Source organism: Romboutsia sp. MSSM.1001216sp_RTP31141st1_G3_RTP31141_220114 (assembly GCF_039031195.1).
GTDB classification, from domain to species: Bacteria; Bacillota; Clostridia; order Peptostreptococcales; family Peptostreptococcaceae; genus Romboutsia_C; species Romboutsia_C hominis.
In genome coordinates this window covers 1-13,852 of sequence record NZ_JBCIUO010000003.1, presented here as the reverse complement: position 1 = coordinate 13,852, position 13,852 = coordinate 1, and the positions used below count along the sequence as shown (strand labels likewise).

The 13,852-nt window shown below is 28.2% G+C and carries 10 protein-coding genes; 7 read left to right on the top strand and 3 right to left on the bottom strand.

Features of this window, described 5'->3' with window-relative positions:
• Positions 1-36: 36 nt before the first annotated feature.
• Entirely contained in the window at positions 37-588 is a 552-nt protein-coding gene (locus ABCP60_RS06970; RefSeq protein ID WP_343101524.1) for a TetR/AcrR family transcriptional regulator, read from the bottom strand.
• Between the two features lie 217 nt (positions 589-805).
• Between ABCP60_RS06970 and ABCP60_RS06965 the strand changes: the two genes are divergently transcribed.
• The 5 genes from ABCP60_RS06965 (at position 806) to ABCP60_RS06945 (ending at position 9,701) form a co-directional block, all read left to right on the top strand.
• The gene (locus ABCP60_RS06965; RefSeq protein ID WP_092925539.1) at positions 806-1,507 is read left to right on the top strand and encodes an ABC transporter ATP-binding protein; all 702 of its coding nucleotides are present in this window, start codon (positions 806-808) and stop codon (positions 1,505-1,507) included.
• A gap of 10 nt (positions 1,508-1,517) precedes the next feature.
• Positions 1,518-4,925: an FtsX-like permease family protein gene (locus ABCP60_RS06960; RefSeq protein ID WP_343101523.1), complete on the top strand. Its 3,408-nt coding sequence runs from the start codon at positions 1,518-1,520 to the stop codon at positions 4,923-4,925.
• A 184-nt stretch (positions 4,926-5,109) separates the two neighbouring features.
• Positions 5,110-6,426, top strand: a complete 1,317-nt coding sequence (locus ABCP60_RS06955; RefSeq protein WP_343101522.1) for an FAD-binding oxidoreductase — start codon at positions 5,110-5,112, stop codon at positions 6,424-6,426.
• A 259-nt stretch (positions 6,427-6,685) separates the two neighbouring features.
• Positions 6,686-8,602, top strand: coding sequence for an anaerobic carbon-monoxide dehydrogenase catalytic subunit (gene cooS, locus ABCP60_RS06950; RefSeq protein WP_343101521.1), 1,917 nt, complete (start codon positions 6,686-6,688; stop codon positions 8,600-8,602).
• Positions 8,603-8,792: 190 nt separating this feature from the next.
• Positions 8,793-9,701, top strand: coding sequence for an SDR family oxidoreductase (locus ABCP60_RS06945; protein WP_092925547.1), 909 nt, complete (start codon positions 8,793-8,795; stop codon positions 9,699-9,701).
• Positions 9,702-9,759: 58 nt separating this feature from the next.
• On the opposite strand, the gene ABCP60_RS06940 is transcribed toward ABCP60_RS06945, so the two are convergent.
• Positions 9,760-10,317 carry a spore coat protein gene (locus ABCP60_RS06940; RefSeq protein ID WP_092925549.1) on the bottom strand — a complete coding sequence of 186 codons (558 nt, stop codon included), beginning with the start codon at positions 10,315-10,317 and terminating at the stop codon, positions 9,760-9,762.
• 443 nt (positions 10,318-10,760) lie between these two features.
• On the opposite strand from ABCP60_RS06940, the gene ABCP60_RS06935 reads away from it, so the two are divergent.
• The gene (locus tag ABCP60_RS06935; protein ID WP_343101520.1) at positions 10,761-11,114 is read left to right on the top strand and encodes a hypothetical protein; all 354 of its coding nucleotides are present in this window, start codon (positions 10,761-10,763) and stop codon (positions 11,112-11,114) included.
• A 401-nt stretch (positions 11,115-11,515) separates the two neighbouring features.
• Here the strand turns inward: ABCP60_RS06935 and ABCP60_RS06930 are convergent, their stop codons facing one another.
• The gene (locus ABCP60_RS06930; protein WP_092925553.1) at positions 11,516-12,070 is read right to left on the bottom strand and encodes a TetR/AcrR family transcriptional regulator C-terminal domain-containing protein; all 555 of its coding nucleotides are present in this window, start codon (positions 12,068-12,070) and stop codon (positions 11,516-11,518) included.
• Positions 12,071-12,241: 171 nt separating this feature from the next.
• Here ABCP60_RS06930 and ABCP60_RS06925 point away from each other — a divergent pair, with 171 nt between their 5' ends.
• Positions 12,242-13,162, top strand: a complete 921-nt coding sequence (locus ABCP60_RS06925; protein ID WP_092925555.1) for an alpha/beta hydrolase — start codon at positions 12,242-12,244, stop codon at positions 13,160-13,162.
• Positions 13,163-13,852 lie beyond the last annotated feature (690 nt).

The window sequence follows — 13,852 nt, the reverse complement described above, 5'->3', positions numbered from 1 at the left end:
TTATATAAAAACAATATAATAATTCATACTAAAATATTAAGGCTGAAAAGCACTAATATTATTTATAAGATTAACTATTTCTTGAGGAGATTCATTTAAATCATTTTCTATCCATGATTGAACAACTGCAAAAACTCCTCCTACATTGTATTTTATAAAGTAATCTAAAAATACATCATCAACTTTTGAACTACTAATGAGCTTATCTATTTCAGCCTTATTTGCTATATAAATAATACGATCCATAATATTAGTTTCTATATGTTTACAGAATAATATTTTGCACAACTTTTTATTTTCCTTAATCAATTCAAGAGCTTTAAGTAATAAAATATCTTTATAATCTTCAACTGGAGTCTCTTCAATATATTCTAGTATTTGATTAAATAATTCATCTTCCATTGATTTAAGTAGGTCATAAGCATCTTTATAATGAGTATAAAAAGTTCCTCTATTAATATTTGCAGTTTTACATATATCAGTAACAGTAACTTGATGAATTTTTTTATCTTGAAGTAGATCAAGTAAACTTTTCTTAATTACTTTTTTTGTATATAAAATTCTTCTATTTCCTTTAACTCCTGCCATGTAATCCATCCTTTTTATTTATTAAAACAATTTTAAATTATATGTTATTAAATGAACAAAAATAACTAAAATGTCTATTTAATAACAATATGAAAATATATGATTATTGTAACTAGTTTATATATTATTTATACTTAGTATTATAGCATTAAGCAAACAAGGTGTCTATTTAATAACATTTAGTATTTAATAGTCCATATAGATAGGGGAGGTATAGATGTCATATATAAAAATAATAGATGAATACAAAATATATAAGGTTGGGGAAAATACTATTGTAGCAAATAATGGTATTAACTTTTCTATAGAAAAAGGAGAATTTGTTATTATTCTAGGTCCTAGTGGTGCTGGTAAAACAACTGTACTAAATATACTTGGGGGAATGGATACTTGTGATGAAGGTAAGATAATTATTGATAACGTTGATATATCCAAGTTTAATAAAAAACAGCTTACAAATTATAGAAGATATGATGTAGGATTTGTATTCCAGTTTTATAATTTAGTTCAAAATTTAACTGCAAAAGAAAATGTGGAACTTGCTACACAAATTTCAAAGAATGCTTTAGATGTTGATAAAACTCTTGAGTTAGTTGGGCTTGGTCACAGAAAAGATAATTTTCCATCTCAATTATCAGGGGGAGAACAGCAAAGAGTATCTATAGCAAGAGCTATAGCTAAAAATCCTAAGTTACTTCTATGTGATGAGCCAACTGGTGCTCTTGACTATAAAACAGGAAAACAGATTTTAAAAACATTACAAGATACATGTAAAAATACAGGAACAACAGTAATTGTTATAACTCATAATTCAGCTCTTTCACCAATTGCAGATAGAGTTATAAGTATTAAAGATGCAAAGGTTAGAAGTGTTAAAGTAAATGAAAATCCTGTTTCAGTTGAAAATATAGAGTGGTAGAGGATAGAAAATGAAAAATAGAGCATATAAAAAATCAATAACAAGAGAAATATTATCTTCAAAAGCAAGATTTATTTCTATATTAGCCATAATCTTTTTAGGAGTTGCCTTTTACTCTGGAATTAAATCAAGTGGACCAGACTTAAAAGAATCCATAAATGAATTTTTTAGCCAACAAAACTTAATGGATAGCAAGATAGTATCTAGTATAGGTCTTAATGAAAATGATTTAAAGTTACTTGAAAATAATGATAAAATTCTAGATTACTATGCAACACATAGTATAGATGTAAACTTAACTAATACAAATAATGTTGTTAAGTTTATGGAGTATAATCCAAATGATGCTAACAATATAAATAAACTTATTGTTACAGAAGGTAGATTACCTAAAAATAGTGGTGAGATATCTTTAGATGAAAATGCTTTAAAGGAAAATAAAAATCTAAAAATTGGTGATAAGTATACAATAGAATCGGATGAAGACTCAAATAAGTATTTTAATAAGAAAACTTTTAAGATTGTTGGATTTGTACAAAGTCCTATGTATATAGATAACATGTCTAGAGGAACAACTAGTGTTGGAAAAGGAAGTGTAGATTACTTTGCAATATTAAATAGCTCTGATATATCAATGGATATGTATACTGAAATATATGTACGATTTAAAAATGTAGAAAAACTTGGTGCATATAGTGATGAGTACAAAGAAAAGATGGAAGAAAATAATAAATATCTTGAAGATTTATACTCAAATAGAGTTATAGAAAGAATTGAAGAAATAAAATTAGAGGCACAAAAAGAATTTGATAAAGCTTATAAAGAGATAGAAGATGGTGAAAGAAAGCTTGAAGATGCTCAAAGGGAAATAGAAAATGGGAAAATAAAGTTTCTTGATGGTAAAAAGCAATATGAACAATTTGTGAAAAAGTACCAGCAAGAAATTAAAAATGGTGAAAGAAAGTTAATTGAAGGTAAAAAACAATTAGATAATGGTCAAAGGAAACTTGATAAGCAAAAAGAGCAATTTTTAGAGGGTGAAAAACAGCTTAATACAGCTAAAATTGAACTTGATAAGGCAAAACAAGAATTTTTAAACCAAGGAATTGATCCTACACAAAGTACAATAAAGTATAAAGATCAAATAGATGGTTTAAATATGTTAATTGTAACATATAATACACTTTCAAATGATATGAAAGAAAGTGCAAATAACCTTAATGAAGGTGAAAAAATTTCAAATGAAAAAATTCAGTATTGGATGAGTATTATATTTAATCCTAGCTTGGGATTAAATGAATTAAGCAATTTAATAAATAGTTTAGAAAAAAATCCAACAAACACTTCTTTAGCACTTAATATCTCAAAGGAAATAGAAAATATTAGTAAAAGTTTAAGTGAAAATAAAGCTAATCTAGAAACCTTAGTAGCTAGAATAACTCAGTATCAACAAGGGGTAAGTGCCTATGAAGGAAAAGTTATTGAATTTAATGAAGGAAAGGTGCAACTTGAAAAAGCTCAAAAGCAATTAGATAATGGAAAAGAAGAGATTAAAAAGGGGAAAGAAGATCTTGTAAAAGGTAAAAAACAAGGTCAGATAGAACTTGATAAGGCTAAAAAAGAGCTTGACAATTCAGAAAGAAAACTTTTTGATGGAGAAAAAGAAATCAAGGAAAATAGAGAAAAACTAATAGATGGACGAAAAGAGATAGATAAAGAAAAAGAAAAATTAAATGATTTAGATGATAGTAAATATTATTTCTTTGATAGAAATGATAATCCTGGTTACTCAACTTACAAAGGTTCAATTGACAGTTTAGATAAAATAGCTTCAGTATTTCCTGTATTTTTCTTCTTAGTTGCAACACTTATATGCTTAACTACAATGACGAGAATGGTAGAAGAAAACAGAGTAGAAATAGGAACACTAAAAGCCTTAGGATATAAAGATTTAGAAATATCTAGAAAATTTGTAGTTTATGCAGCATTAGCTAGTACTTTTGGATGTGTAATTGGTATAGTAGTTGGAAGTAGTATTCTTCCATACATAATTAATGAAGCATATTCATCTACATTTACTTTACCAAAGGTTAAAATAAACTATTATCCATCGTATATAATTCAGTCTTTAGTAGCTTCAATACTTTGTACAGTAGGAGCATCATTAATTGTACTAAAAGAAGAATTAAGAGAAAATCCTTCTAATTTAATGAGAACTAAGGCACCTAAACTTGGTAAAAAGATATTGTTAGAAAGAATTACGCCTTTATGGAGTAGACTTAACTTCAATCAAAAGGTTACATTTAGAAATCTTTTTAGATATAAGCAAAGAATGTTAATGACAATACTTGGTATATCAGGATGTATGGCTATGCTTGTTGCAGGAATATCTCTTGAAAAATCTAATTCTTCATTTATGGACATTCAATTTGGTAAATTATTAAAGTATGATGCTATAGTAGTATTTAAGGATAAAAGTACTAAAAAAGAAGATTCACAATATGATAAAAGTTTAAATAACTTAAAAGGATATGAAAGTAGTTTAAATATTTATCAAGAGTCAGTCACTTTTAGTAAACCAGGTACAAGTAAGCAAGCTGCTACTATGTATGTACCACAAAATATAGATGAGTTAAATAAATATATATTATTAAATGATAGAGTAAGTAAAGCTAAGTATAAACTATCAGATGATGGAGTAATTATAAATGAAAAATTGGCGAAACTTTTAGGAGTATCTGTTGGTGATTATATGAATGTAACTGATTTGGATAATAATACTCATAAAGTTAGGGTTGATAATATAGTAGAAAATTATGCTGGTCATTATATATATTTATCACCATCATATTATAAAAAAATATTTAAAAGTGAACCAAGATATAATGCACAATTACTAAAGTTTAATTCAGATATAGAGGATGAAAGCAAAATAGCTACTACTCTTATGAAAAATGACAAGGTAGTAAATGTTACTCTTGCTTCAAAGATAAGAAGCTTGAGTGAATCTGCTGATTTAGGATTAGTTATGATAGTAATAATAGTTGCTTCAGGAAGTTTAGCATTTGTTGTACTATACAACTTAATAAATATAAACGTATCTGAACGTATAAGAGAGATCTCTACAATAAAGGTACTAGGTTTTTATGATAATGAAGTTGCAATGTATATATTTAGAGAAAATATAATACTAACAATATTAGGAATAATTGCAGGCTCATTTTTGGGTAAAATTTTATATGTATTTTTAGTAAGTACAGCAGAGATGGATAATATGATGATGATACCAACTGTAGATATTAGTAGTTATGTAATCTCTGGTTTAATTACCATGTTTTTTGCCATATTAGTTATGGTGATGATGTATATAAAATTAAAAAATGTAAATATGATTGATGCACTAAAATCTGTAGAGTAAAATTTATATTAAAGGGAGTCGGAAATTTCGACTCCCTTTAATATTTAAGAATATGTTAAGTTACTCATAATATATTTTTATATTTATGGCTTTAATTATATACTATAACAGTCTTAAAGTTATTAACATATTATAACATTACGTTTGGTTTTATAATATATAGTCAAAAAGAGGTGGAATTAATATGATTGAAGGATTAACAGGACTTGTTATAACTAAAGCAGATAAAATTTATAATATTGTTCGTAGAAATGCAAATTTATATTTTAACTACTACCCAAAGGTAATTGTATATCCTAATAACATAACAGATGTAGTTAATGCAGTAAATTGGGCAAGAAAAAAAGGTATAAATATTCGCTGTAGAAGTGGTGGTCATAACTATGAATCTTTTTCTGTGGCAGATGATGCTGTTGTTATAGATGTTTCTAATTTACTTGATTTTGAAATAGATACTAATAAAGGTTATATAAGAATAGGATCAGGGTACACCCAAGAACAACTTTATTCTAAGCTTGAAGAATATGGATTTGCATTTGTTGGAGGAAGTTGTTCATCTATTGGTGTTTCGGGAGTTACACTAGGAGGAGGAGTTGGATATTTACAAAGAGAATATGGGCTAGCATGTGATAATTTAGTAGAAGCACAAATAGTAGATGCTTTTGGTAGGATAATAACTGCCAATTCACATGAAAATAAAGATTTATTTGCTGCATTAAGGGGGGCAGGAAGCAATAATTTTGGAGTGGTAGTGTCGCTTACCCTTAAAGTACACCCAAATGATAAAGTAACAGTAATGAATGCTATGTGGCCTAAAAATAGTAGATATGAAGTAATTCAAGCATTTCAAAAAGTAGGAGAAGATTTAGATAATAGGTATACAATTAAGGTTACTATGACTAAAGACACTATTTTACTATATGGAGTAGGAGTAAGAAGTACAGAAAAAGAAATGGAAAAAGCTTTAAGCCTTTTATTAAAAGTTCCAAATAAAATAAATTATACAACAAAATATATTACTTTTAATGAATCTGTACAGAAACGCCCAGGTTTTGTGCCTACACCAACAGGATTTAAAATTACAGGATTATTAGCATATAAGTCATTGGGAAAAGAACCTTGCCAAATAATGTTTAACTATTTAGACAATTCACCGCCCATACAGCCACCTATAAACATTGGATTTCTTCTATTGGGAGGAAAGATTGCAGAAAATAAAGATTTACCTAGCGCATATCCTCATAGAGGTGCTAAGGTATTAGTACAAATTGATGCTCAGTGGACTCTTAATTATAGTATGCATGCTAATGATACAATTAGATGGGTAAACAATTTAAGAAAATCTTTACTTCCATATGCAGGATTTGGATATCTCAACTATTGTGACATTAATATCTCTAATTACTTATATAGTTACTTTGGAAATAATGTGCCTTGGTTAAAAATTGTAAAAGAAAAATATGATCCATATAACTTATTTTATTACCCTCAAGGAATATGATATTTTATAAAAATACTTGAAATCACTATGTTTTAATATAGTGATTTCTTTTTTTACTCCTATACAATCATTAAGTTGCATTTACCCCCTACTTTTTAAAAGTATTTGCCATAGCAATTATAATCACTGTATGCATATTTGTAAAAAAGTGGTAGGGTTTATATTCAATAACAAAATACAAGTATGTAAATAATATGTAAATAATATGTAAATAATACTAAATAATATATACATATAGAAAGGAGATTAATACAAAAATATGAGTGAAACAATTAGAGAAAGATTAGAAGGTCGTGTAAGTTATCATGATTCAGTTGAGGAAATGTTAAAGAGAATACAAACTGACGGCCTTTCAAGTGTGTTTTCAAGATGGGAGCCGCAAGAAAAAATTAGATGTAAGTTTTGTCTTCAAGGTTTAAGTTGTCAATTATGTACACATGGTCCTTGTAGAATTAATGAAAAAACAGGAGTTGATAAAGGCGTTTGTGGTATCGGGGCAGATGCCATGGCTATGAGAAACTTCCTTATGAGAAATATAATGGGTGCAGCTACATATGGTCATCATGCATTTGAAGCTTTTAGAACACTTAGAGCTACTGGGGAAGGTAAATCTCCATTTAAAATAAAAGATGAAGCTAAGTTAAAATGGATGTGTGAAAAAGTAGGAATAGATGCTAATCAAGATATTAATAAACTTGCTATTGAGTTAGCTGATTTTCTTGATAAAGAAATGAAAGTAGGTCCTGATCAACCTAGTATAATGACAGAAGCTTTTGCTCCACAAAAAAGAAAATCAGTATGGAAAGAACTTCATATTTATCCTTCTGGTGTTCAACATGAAGTTGAAAACTCAATTGCAAGCTGTTTAACAAATGTGGATGGAGATTATGTATCACTTGCTACAAAAGGTCTTAGATTAGGATTATCTACTATATATACAGCACAAATAGGACTTGAAATGGTACAAGATATATTATTTGGAACACCTATGCCTCATGAAGTTAATGTTGACTTAGGTATAATGGATCCTGACTATGTAAATATAGTATTTAATGGACATCAACCTTGGGTAGGAGCACTTACAATAGAAAAACTTAGAAAAGGTGAATATAAAGATGAAGCTATAGCTGCTGGTGCTAAAGGTATTAGAGTAGTTGGCTCTATTGAAACCGGACAAGAGTTGCTACAAAGATATGAAGTAGACGATGTATTTGTTGGCCTTATGGGCAACTGGTTGGCTATAGAACCACTACTTGCAACAGGTACTGTAGATGCTATTGCTATGGACGAAAACTGTTCACCACCAGCTATAGATCAATATGCTGAAAAATATCAAGTAGCATTAGTTAGCATAAGTACAATAATAGGTGTGCCTGGTACAGAACATAAAATGCCATATTATCCAGAAAAGGCTAATGAGATGTCAGATAATTTAATTAAAATAGCAATAGAAAACTTTAAGAAAAGACATGGTAAAATTGAACCTATGGTACCTAAACATGTTACAAAAGCTATCGCAGGATTTTCAACAGAAGCTGTTTTAGGTGCCCTTGGGAACAAACTTGATCCATTAGTTGATGTAATTACAGAAGGTAAAATAAAAGGTGTTGTTGCGCTTGCAAACTGTTCTACATTGAGAAATGGTCCTCAAGACTGGAATACAGTTAATATAACAAAAGAATTAATAAAAAGAGATATATTAGTAGTTGCTGGAGGTTGTGGTAATCATGCTCTTGAAGTAGCAGGATTATGCAATTTAGATTCTGTAGAAAAATATGCAGGGGAAGGATTAAAGGAAATATGTAATATGCTTAAGATACCTCCTGTACTAAGTTTTGGTACTTGCACTGATACAGGTAGAATATCAATGCTTGTTACTGCTTTAGCAGATCACCTTGATGTTGATATTCCAGACCTTCCAATAGCAGTTACTGCTCCAGAGTGGATGGAACAAAAGGCTACTATAGATGGTATATTTGCAGTAGCATATGGAGCATATACACATTTATCTCCTACTCCATTTGTTACTGGTGCTCCTAATCTAGTAAAACTTCTTACAGAAGATGTTGAGAACCTAACAGGTGGTAAAGTAGCTTTAGGAGATGATCCAGTTGAAGCTGCAAAGGCTATAGAAGCTCATATAATAAGCAAAAGACAAAAACTTGGACTTAAATAATATTTTGTAAAAATGGTGTTTTTAATAAATAAGCTATATTTTAATACAGTGTTAAAAATATAGCTTATTTATTTTTATTGAATTAGTACATTTATTTATAGGATATTTTATCATAAGTAAGCATAATTATTAATATAATTTATATTGAATTAAATTTTATTTATAAATTAATAAATAGAGGTGGTGCTATATGTATCCAGTTTATAAAAGTATTGGGAAAAAGGAAAAATGCGAAAAAGTAAAAGTATTATTTCCACCACAGCATCAAGAGTGTCAGCCTGGATTAGAATATCTTATGGAACCAAGACCTATATCAGATAATCCATATTACAGAGGAAGTTGTAAATTACAAGGGAAAGTAGCAATTATTACTGGTGGAGATAGTGGAATCGGAAGAGCAGTAGCTTATGCATTTGCTAAAGAAGGAGCAGATATTGCTATTTCATATCTTTGTGAACATAAGGATGCAAATGAAACTAAAGCTTATATAGAAGGATTAGGTAGAAAATGTATATTAATACCTGGGGATTTAAGAGATGAAGAAATGTCTAATGTTGTTGTTGAAAAGACTCTAGAGTGCTTTGGGAAAATTGATATATTAGTCAATAATCATGGAGTACAGTTTATTCAAAATAGTATACTAGACATTACAGCTAAACAACTAGATGATACATTTAAAACTAATGTATATGCTTTTTTCTATATGACAAAAGCTGCACTTCCATATTTAAAAAAAGGTGCATCTATAATTAATACAACTTCTATTACAGCTTATAAAGGAGAGCCACTCCTTATAGATTATAGTGCAACTAAAGGGGCAGTACTAACATTTACTAGATCTCTTTCTCAGTCATTAATAAGTAAAGGCATAAGAGTAAATGGAGTAGCACCAGGACCTATTTGGACTCCTTTAATACCATCTTCTTTTTCAGCTGAACAAGTAGAAACTTTTGGCAGTGATACTAGTAAAGTTCCTATGAATAGAGCAGGCCAACCATTTGAAGTCGCTACTAGTTTTGTATTTTTAGCTAGTGATGATTCTAGTTATATGTCTGGTCAGATTTTACATCCTAATGGTGGAGCTATAGTTGGATCTTAACTTATAAATAATATATAAAAAACACTCATATTTAATAAATATGAGTGTTTTTTATATATTATGAATTTAATTGCTGTACTTCATTATAAAGAGATCCGACTTTATCTATTTCTGTCTGTGGTGCAGAGCATAAAGGATAGAATCCTTTTTTAATTAACCACCCAGATACTTCATAAGCATGATTACAAGCCATTGTAAAGGCATCTTTTAAGAACTCTCTTAATACTGGATTAGTTGCTTCCATTGAACTCCAAGCATATTCTCTACCAGCTCTTTTTAAAGTTAAAAGATACCCTGTAGCTATTTCTCTATCATTTAATTGCTGGATATCTGTTCTAGGTGTAACTGGTATTGGTTGTACAGGAGATGTAGTAAAGTCCTGCAAGTTTATTTTTAACTGAGGTACATTTAATTTTTCATTAGGTGCACTAGCTTCTTTAACAAATCTTACCTTAAGGTTATAATCCTGTATATGAACTGGGAATTGAGCTTCAACCATAGCTTTTAGTTCTGGATCTGTAATTTGGTTTTTATATAGTGCCATATTTGTTATACTATTTACACAACTTAAAATTAGTTCGTGTAAATTATGTAATTCTGCTGGTGTTAATTGCATAATACATTTCCTCCTAAGTAAATAAAATTTTCTACATTATTAATATTCCAAATTAAATAAAATTTTTACATGGTAAATACTTCTTAAGTAAAACTTTTTACAAATAAGTACAAGTAAGAATATAGTAGTATCAGAAATATTGAGAAAATCTGAATAAAACTCATAGAAATGTTTAAATTGACTTTTTATAAAAAATATAATAAACTAAAAAAGTAATTAAATATTAAACTAAAAGAAACGACACATGTAGTGCATTGCACGTAAATCTGATTACGGTACAAAATTCTCATATGTGTCTTTTTTATTACAAAAAATAAAATACTGAAATAACTGACACATATGAAGCTTTCTACGTAATTTAGATTACGATATAAATGCTTATATGTGTCTTTTTATTGTTTAAGTATTAAAAAATATTTTATTAAAAGGAAGGAGCATATTATATGCCAACGACAAAATTACAAAAAATATTTTTCGCTTTTTTTACTGTAATGATAACAGTACCTTTATTTGTGTTTTACAACCTTGCAATTGAAATAGGAGGTATGTCTAATCAAGTATTTATAAAATCACTTAAGATAATTCCAGTTGAATTTGTATTTGCAATCATATTAGAAATACTTATAGCAGGTCCACTTTCAGAAAAAATAGCTTTTAGTATTGTAAATCCAAGAGAAGAAAAGCCATATATAATTACTACAGTAATGATATGTTCAACAATAGTATTAATGTGTCCGATGATGTCATTTGTAGCAGCATTTTTATTTCATGGTATAACTGTAGAATTTATTACATAATGGATGCAAAACATAGTAATTAATTTCCCATTTGCATTCTTTGCGCAACTATTCTTCATACAACCACTTGTAAGATTTATTTTTAGATGTGCTTTTAAGAATCAGTTAAATAAATAAACGAACTATAATATAAGTGAAACAATTCAAAATTATTAAATATAACTAATTTATATTTTATTGGGGGAAAAAATCCGATTCGGGGGTTGGTAAAAACAAAAGAGTTAGATAAAAATATTTATTTATCATATTTTTATCTAACTCTTTTTTAGTTTTATTAATAAAGATTAAATTACTTATTTAGTTTTATATATTATAGTAATTTAATAAAAGAATATATTGTTTATTTTTATGTTATTACTCACAATTATACTATACATTGTTAAAATACATGATGAAGTATTTTAATGTGAATATAGGGAGATATTTTGAGCAAGCAATTCTCCAACTTGTTTTGCTATTTCATCTGTACTAAAATTTAATTCATCTAATATAAATGATTCTATAATTCCTAGTACAGCCATACTTAAAAATCTTACAAGTATTTCTGTATCTTTTTTATGAGTTATCTTATTTATTTTTTTACTTAGTTGGTTCATCATGAAATCTAGAAGCTGCTTTCTAAATGAAACAGTGCTTTTACTCGAAAACAAAGCCGAAAAGAAATCTTTATTTTGCTCAAAATAATTAAACCAAATAACCGTTCCTTCTATAAATCCTTTTTCTTTTTTTTGTGCACAAATTTCTTCTAATTCCTTTAATTGCTGATTGACGATTGTATCTAGTAAGTCATATTTATCTAAATAATGTAAATAAAATGTCTTTCTACTTATATCAGCTTGTTCAGTAATTTTTTTAACCGTGATTTCATCAAATCCATCTTTAATCAACATTGTTAAAAATGTAGACTGAATTAGTTTTTGTGATTTTATAATCCTTCTATCTATTTTACTATTCATATAAAAGACTCCTTTTATTTAGTATACACAATTTAAAAAATGTGTATTAATACACAAAAATATAAATCTGGTAATTGAAGTGATTCTATTTATAATATAGTATAAATATACACGAGAGTATTAAAACTCACAAGTGTATATTTTATAAATTAATAAAAGGTGGTAATAAATATGAAAATAAATAAGAAAAATGTAAAATTTAATGCACGTGGTTTACAAGTAGCAGGTATTTTAAATATACCTGAAAATGCTGAAGAAAAGAAACAAAATCCTGCAATTGTTTGTGTTCATCCAGGAAGTAGCTGTAAAGAACAAACTGCAGGTATCTACGCCCAAAAACTTGCTGAACTAGGATATGTAACTATTGTATTTGATGCATCATATCAAGGAGAAAGTGAAGGAGAACCTAGATATATCGAAGAACCAGCTGCAAGAGTTGAAGATATCCGCTCAGCAATAGATTATCTAACAACACTTGATTTTGTAGATGAAAATCGTATTGGTGTATTAGGAGTTTGTGCAGGAGGCGGTTATGCAGTAAATGCTGCTATGACAGAGAAAAGAATCAAAGCTGTTGGTACAGTAGTGGGTGCTAATATTGGCCGTGTATATCGTGAAAGTAGTGATCCTATAAAAACATTAGAAGCAATTTCTAAGCAACGTACTGCTGAAGCTCGTGGGACTGAAACAATGATTACAAATTGGATTCCTAAAAATCAAGAGGAAAGAGAACAAGCAGGTATTAATGATATAGATATTATAGAAGCTGTTGATTATTACACAACTTCAAGAGGTCAAAGTCCTAACTCTCCAAATAAGTTAAACTTTACTAGTGTAGCATCAGTGATAGCTTTTGATGCTTTTAATTTAGCAGAAAGTTTACTAACTCAACCTTTACAAATAATTGTTGGTGATGTACAAGGAGCATTTGGCTCATATAGAGATGGTCATGAACTTTATAATAAAGCAGCTTCAAAGAAAAAGGACTTATTCATTATTGAAGGTGTAAGTCACTATGATTTATACGACAAAGAAGAGCCAGTTAGAAAAGCTGTTGAAAAATTAGAAGCTTTTTATAAAGAAAATATCTAATCGAACATAGTATAAGAAGAATCATTAAAATAAGTAATAAATAGAAATTAAGTAAATGTCTTAAGGTAATTAATGAAAAGTTCTTAGTATACTAATCAATATAGCATTAGAGTTATTTAATAACAATTTTAATATTTTCACACCTTTACCTTATTCATTTTTGGAAGTAGTTTTTTGTTTTAGATAATTAGAATAAATAGAGATGAACCGTATCACAAGTAAGTGATACGGTTTTATTTTTAATATATAAAATTATAAAAATTATTGTCTCTAAGCATTTGGGCATGTTTACAATTAATTAAAAACTTCTTTAATTCAGTTAAGCATAAGAATAAAATAGCTCTATTCTCAAATTTCATTCTATATTAATAAATGAAAAACTAAAGGTATTTTTCAAATAAAAGTATATAAAATATACATCTGTAATTTACAGGTGCTTTTCATTTGTAATTTATTGTAAAAATTTAGGAAAAAGTATTGAATTAGGAAAAATAATATGCTAGTATACAAGTATATAAGGAAGGTGGAGGTACAATAAATGAAATTACCATTTAATATTGATTTAAATAATAAAGTAGCTGTAGTAACAGGTGGAACAGGAATACTTTGTGGGGCTATGGTTGAAGCTTTAGCTAAATGTGGAGCTAAAGTAGCTATACTTGCACTTGGAAAAGAAGCTTGTGAAGCTAA

Excerpts from the sequence above, each read along its gene's own strand:
- ABCP60_RS06960 (WP_343101523.1), top strand. The coding sequence starts at position 1,518 with ATGAAAAATAGAGCATATAAAAAATCAATAACAAGAGAAATATTATCT.
- ABCP60_RS06945 (WP_092925547.1), top strand. The coding sequence starts at position 8,793 with ATGTATCCAGTTTATAAAAGTATTGGGAAAAAGGAAAAATGCGAAAAA.
- ABCP60_RS06940 (WP_092925549.1), bottom strand. The coding sequence starts at position 10,317 with ATGCAATTAACACCAGCAGAATTACATAATTTACACGAACTAATTTTA.
- ABCP60_RS06930 (WP_092925553.1), bottom strand. The coding sequence starts at position 12,070 with ATGAATAGTAAAATAGATAGAAGGATTATAAAATCACAAAAACTAATT.
- ABCP60_RS06955 (WP_343101522.1), top strand. The coding sequence starts at position 5,110 with ATGATTGAAGGATTAACAGGACTTGTTATAACTAAAGCAGATAAAATT.
- cooS (WP_343101521.1), top strand. The coding sequence starts at position 6,686 with ATGAGTGAAACAATTAGAGAAAGATTAGAAGGTCGTGTAAGTTATCAT.
- ABCP60_RS06970 (WP_343101524.1), bottom strand. The coding sequence starts at position 588 with ATGGCAGGAGTTAAAGGAAATAGAAGAATTTTATATACAAAAAAAGTA.
- ABCP60_RS06925 (WP_092925555.1), top strand. The coding sequence starts at position 12,242 with ATGAAAATAAATAAGAAAAATGTAAAATTTAATGCACGTGGTTTACAA.
- ABCP60_RS06965 (WP_092925539.1), top strand. The coding sequence starts at position 806 with ATGTCATATATAAAAATAATAGATGAATACAAAATATATAAGGTTGGG.
- ABCP60_RS06935 (WP_343101520.1), top strand. The coding sequence starts at position 10,761 with ATGCCAACGACAAAATTACAAAAAATATTTTTCGCTTTTTTTACTGTA.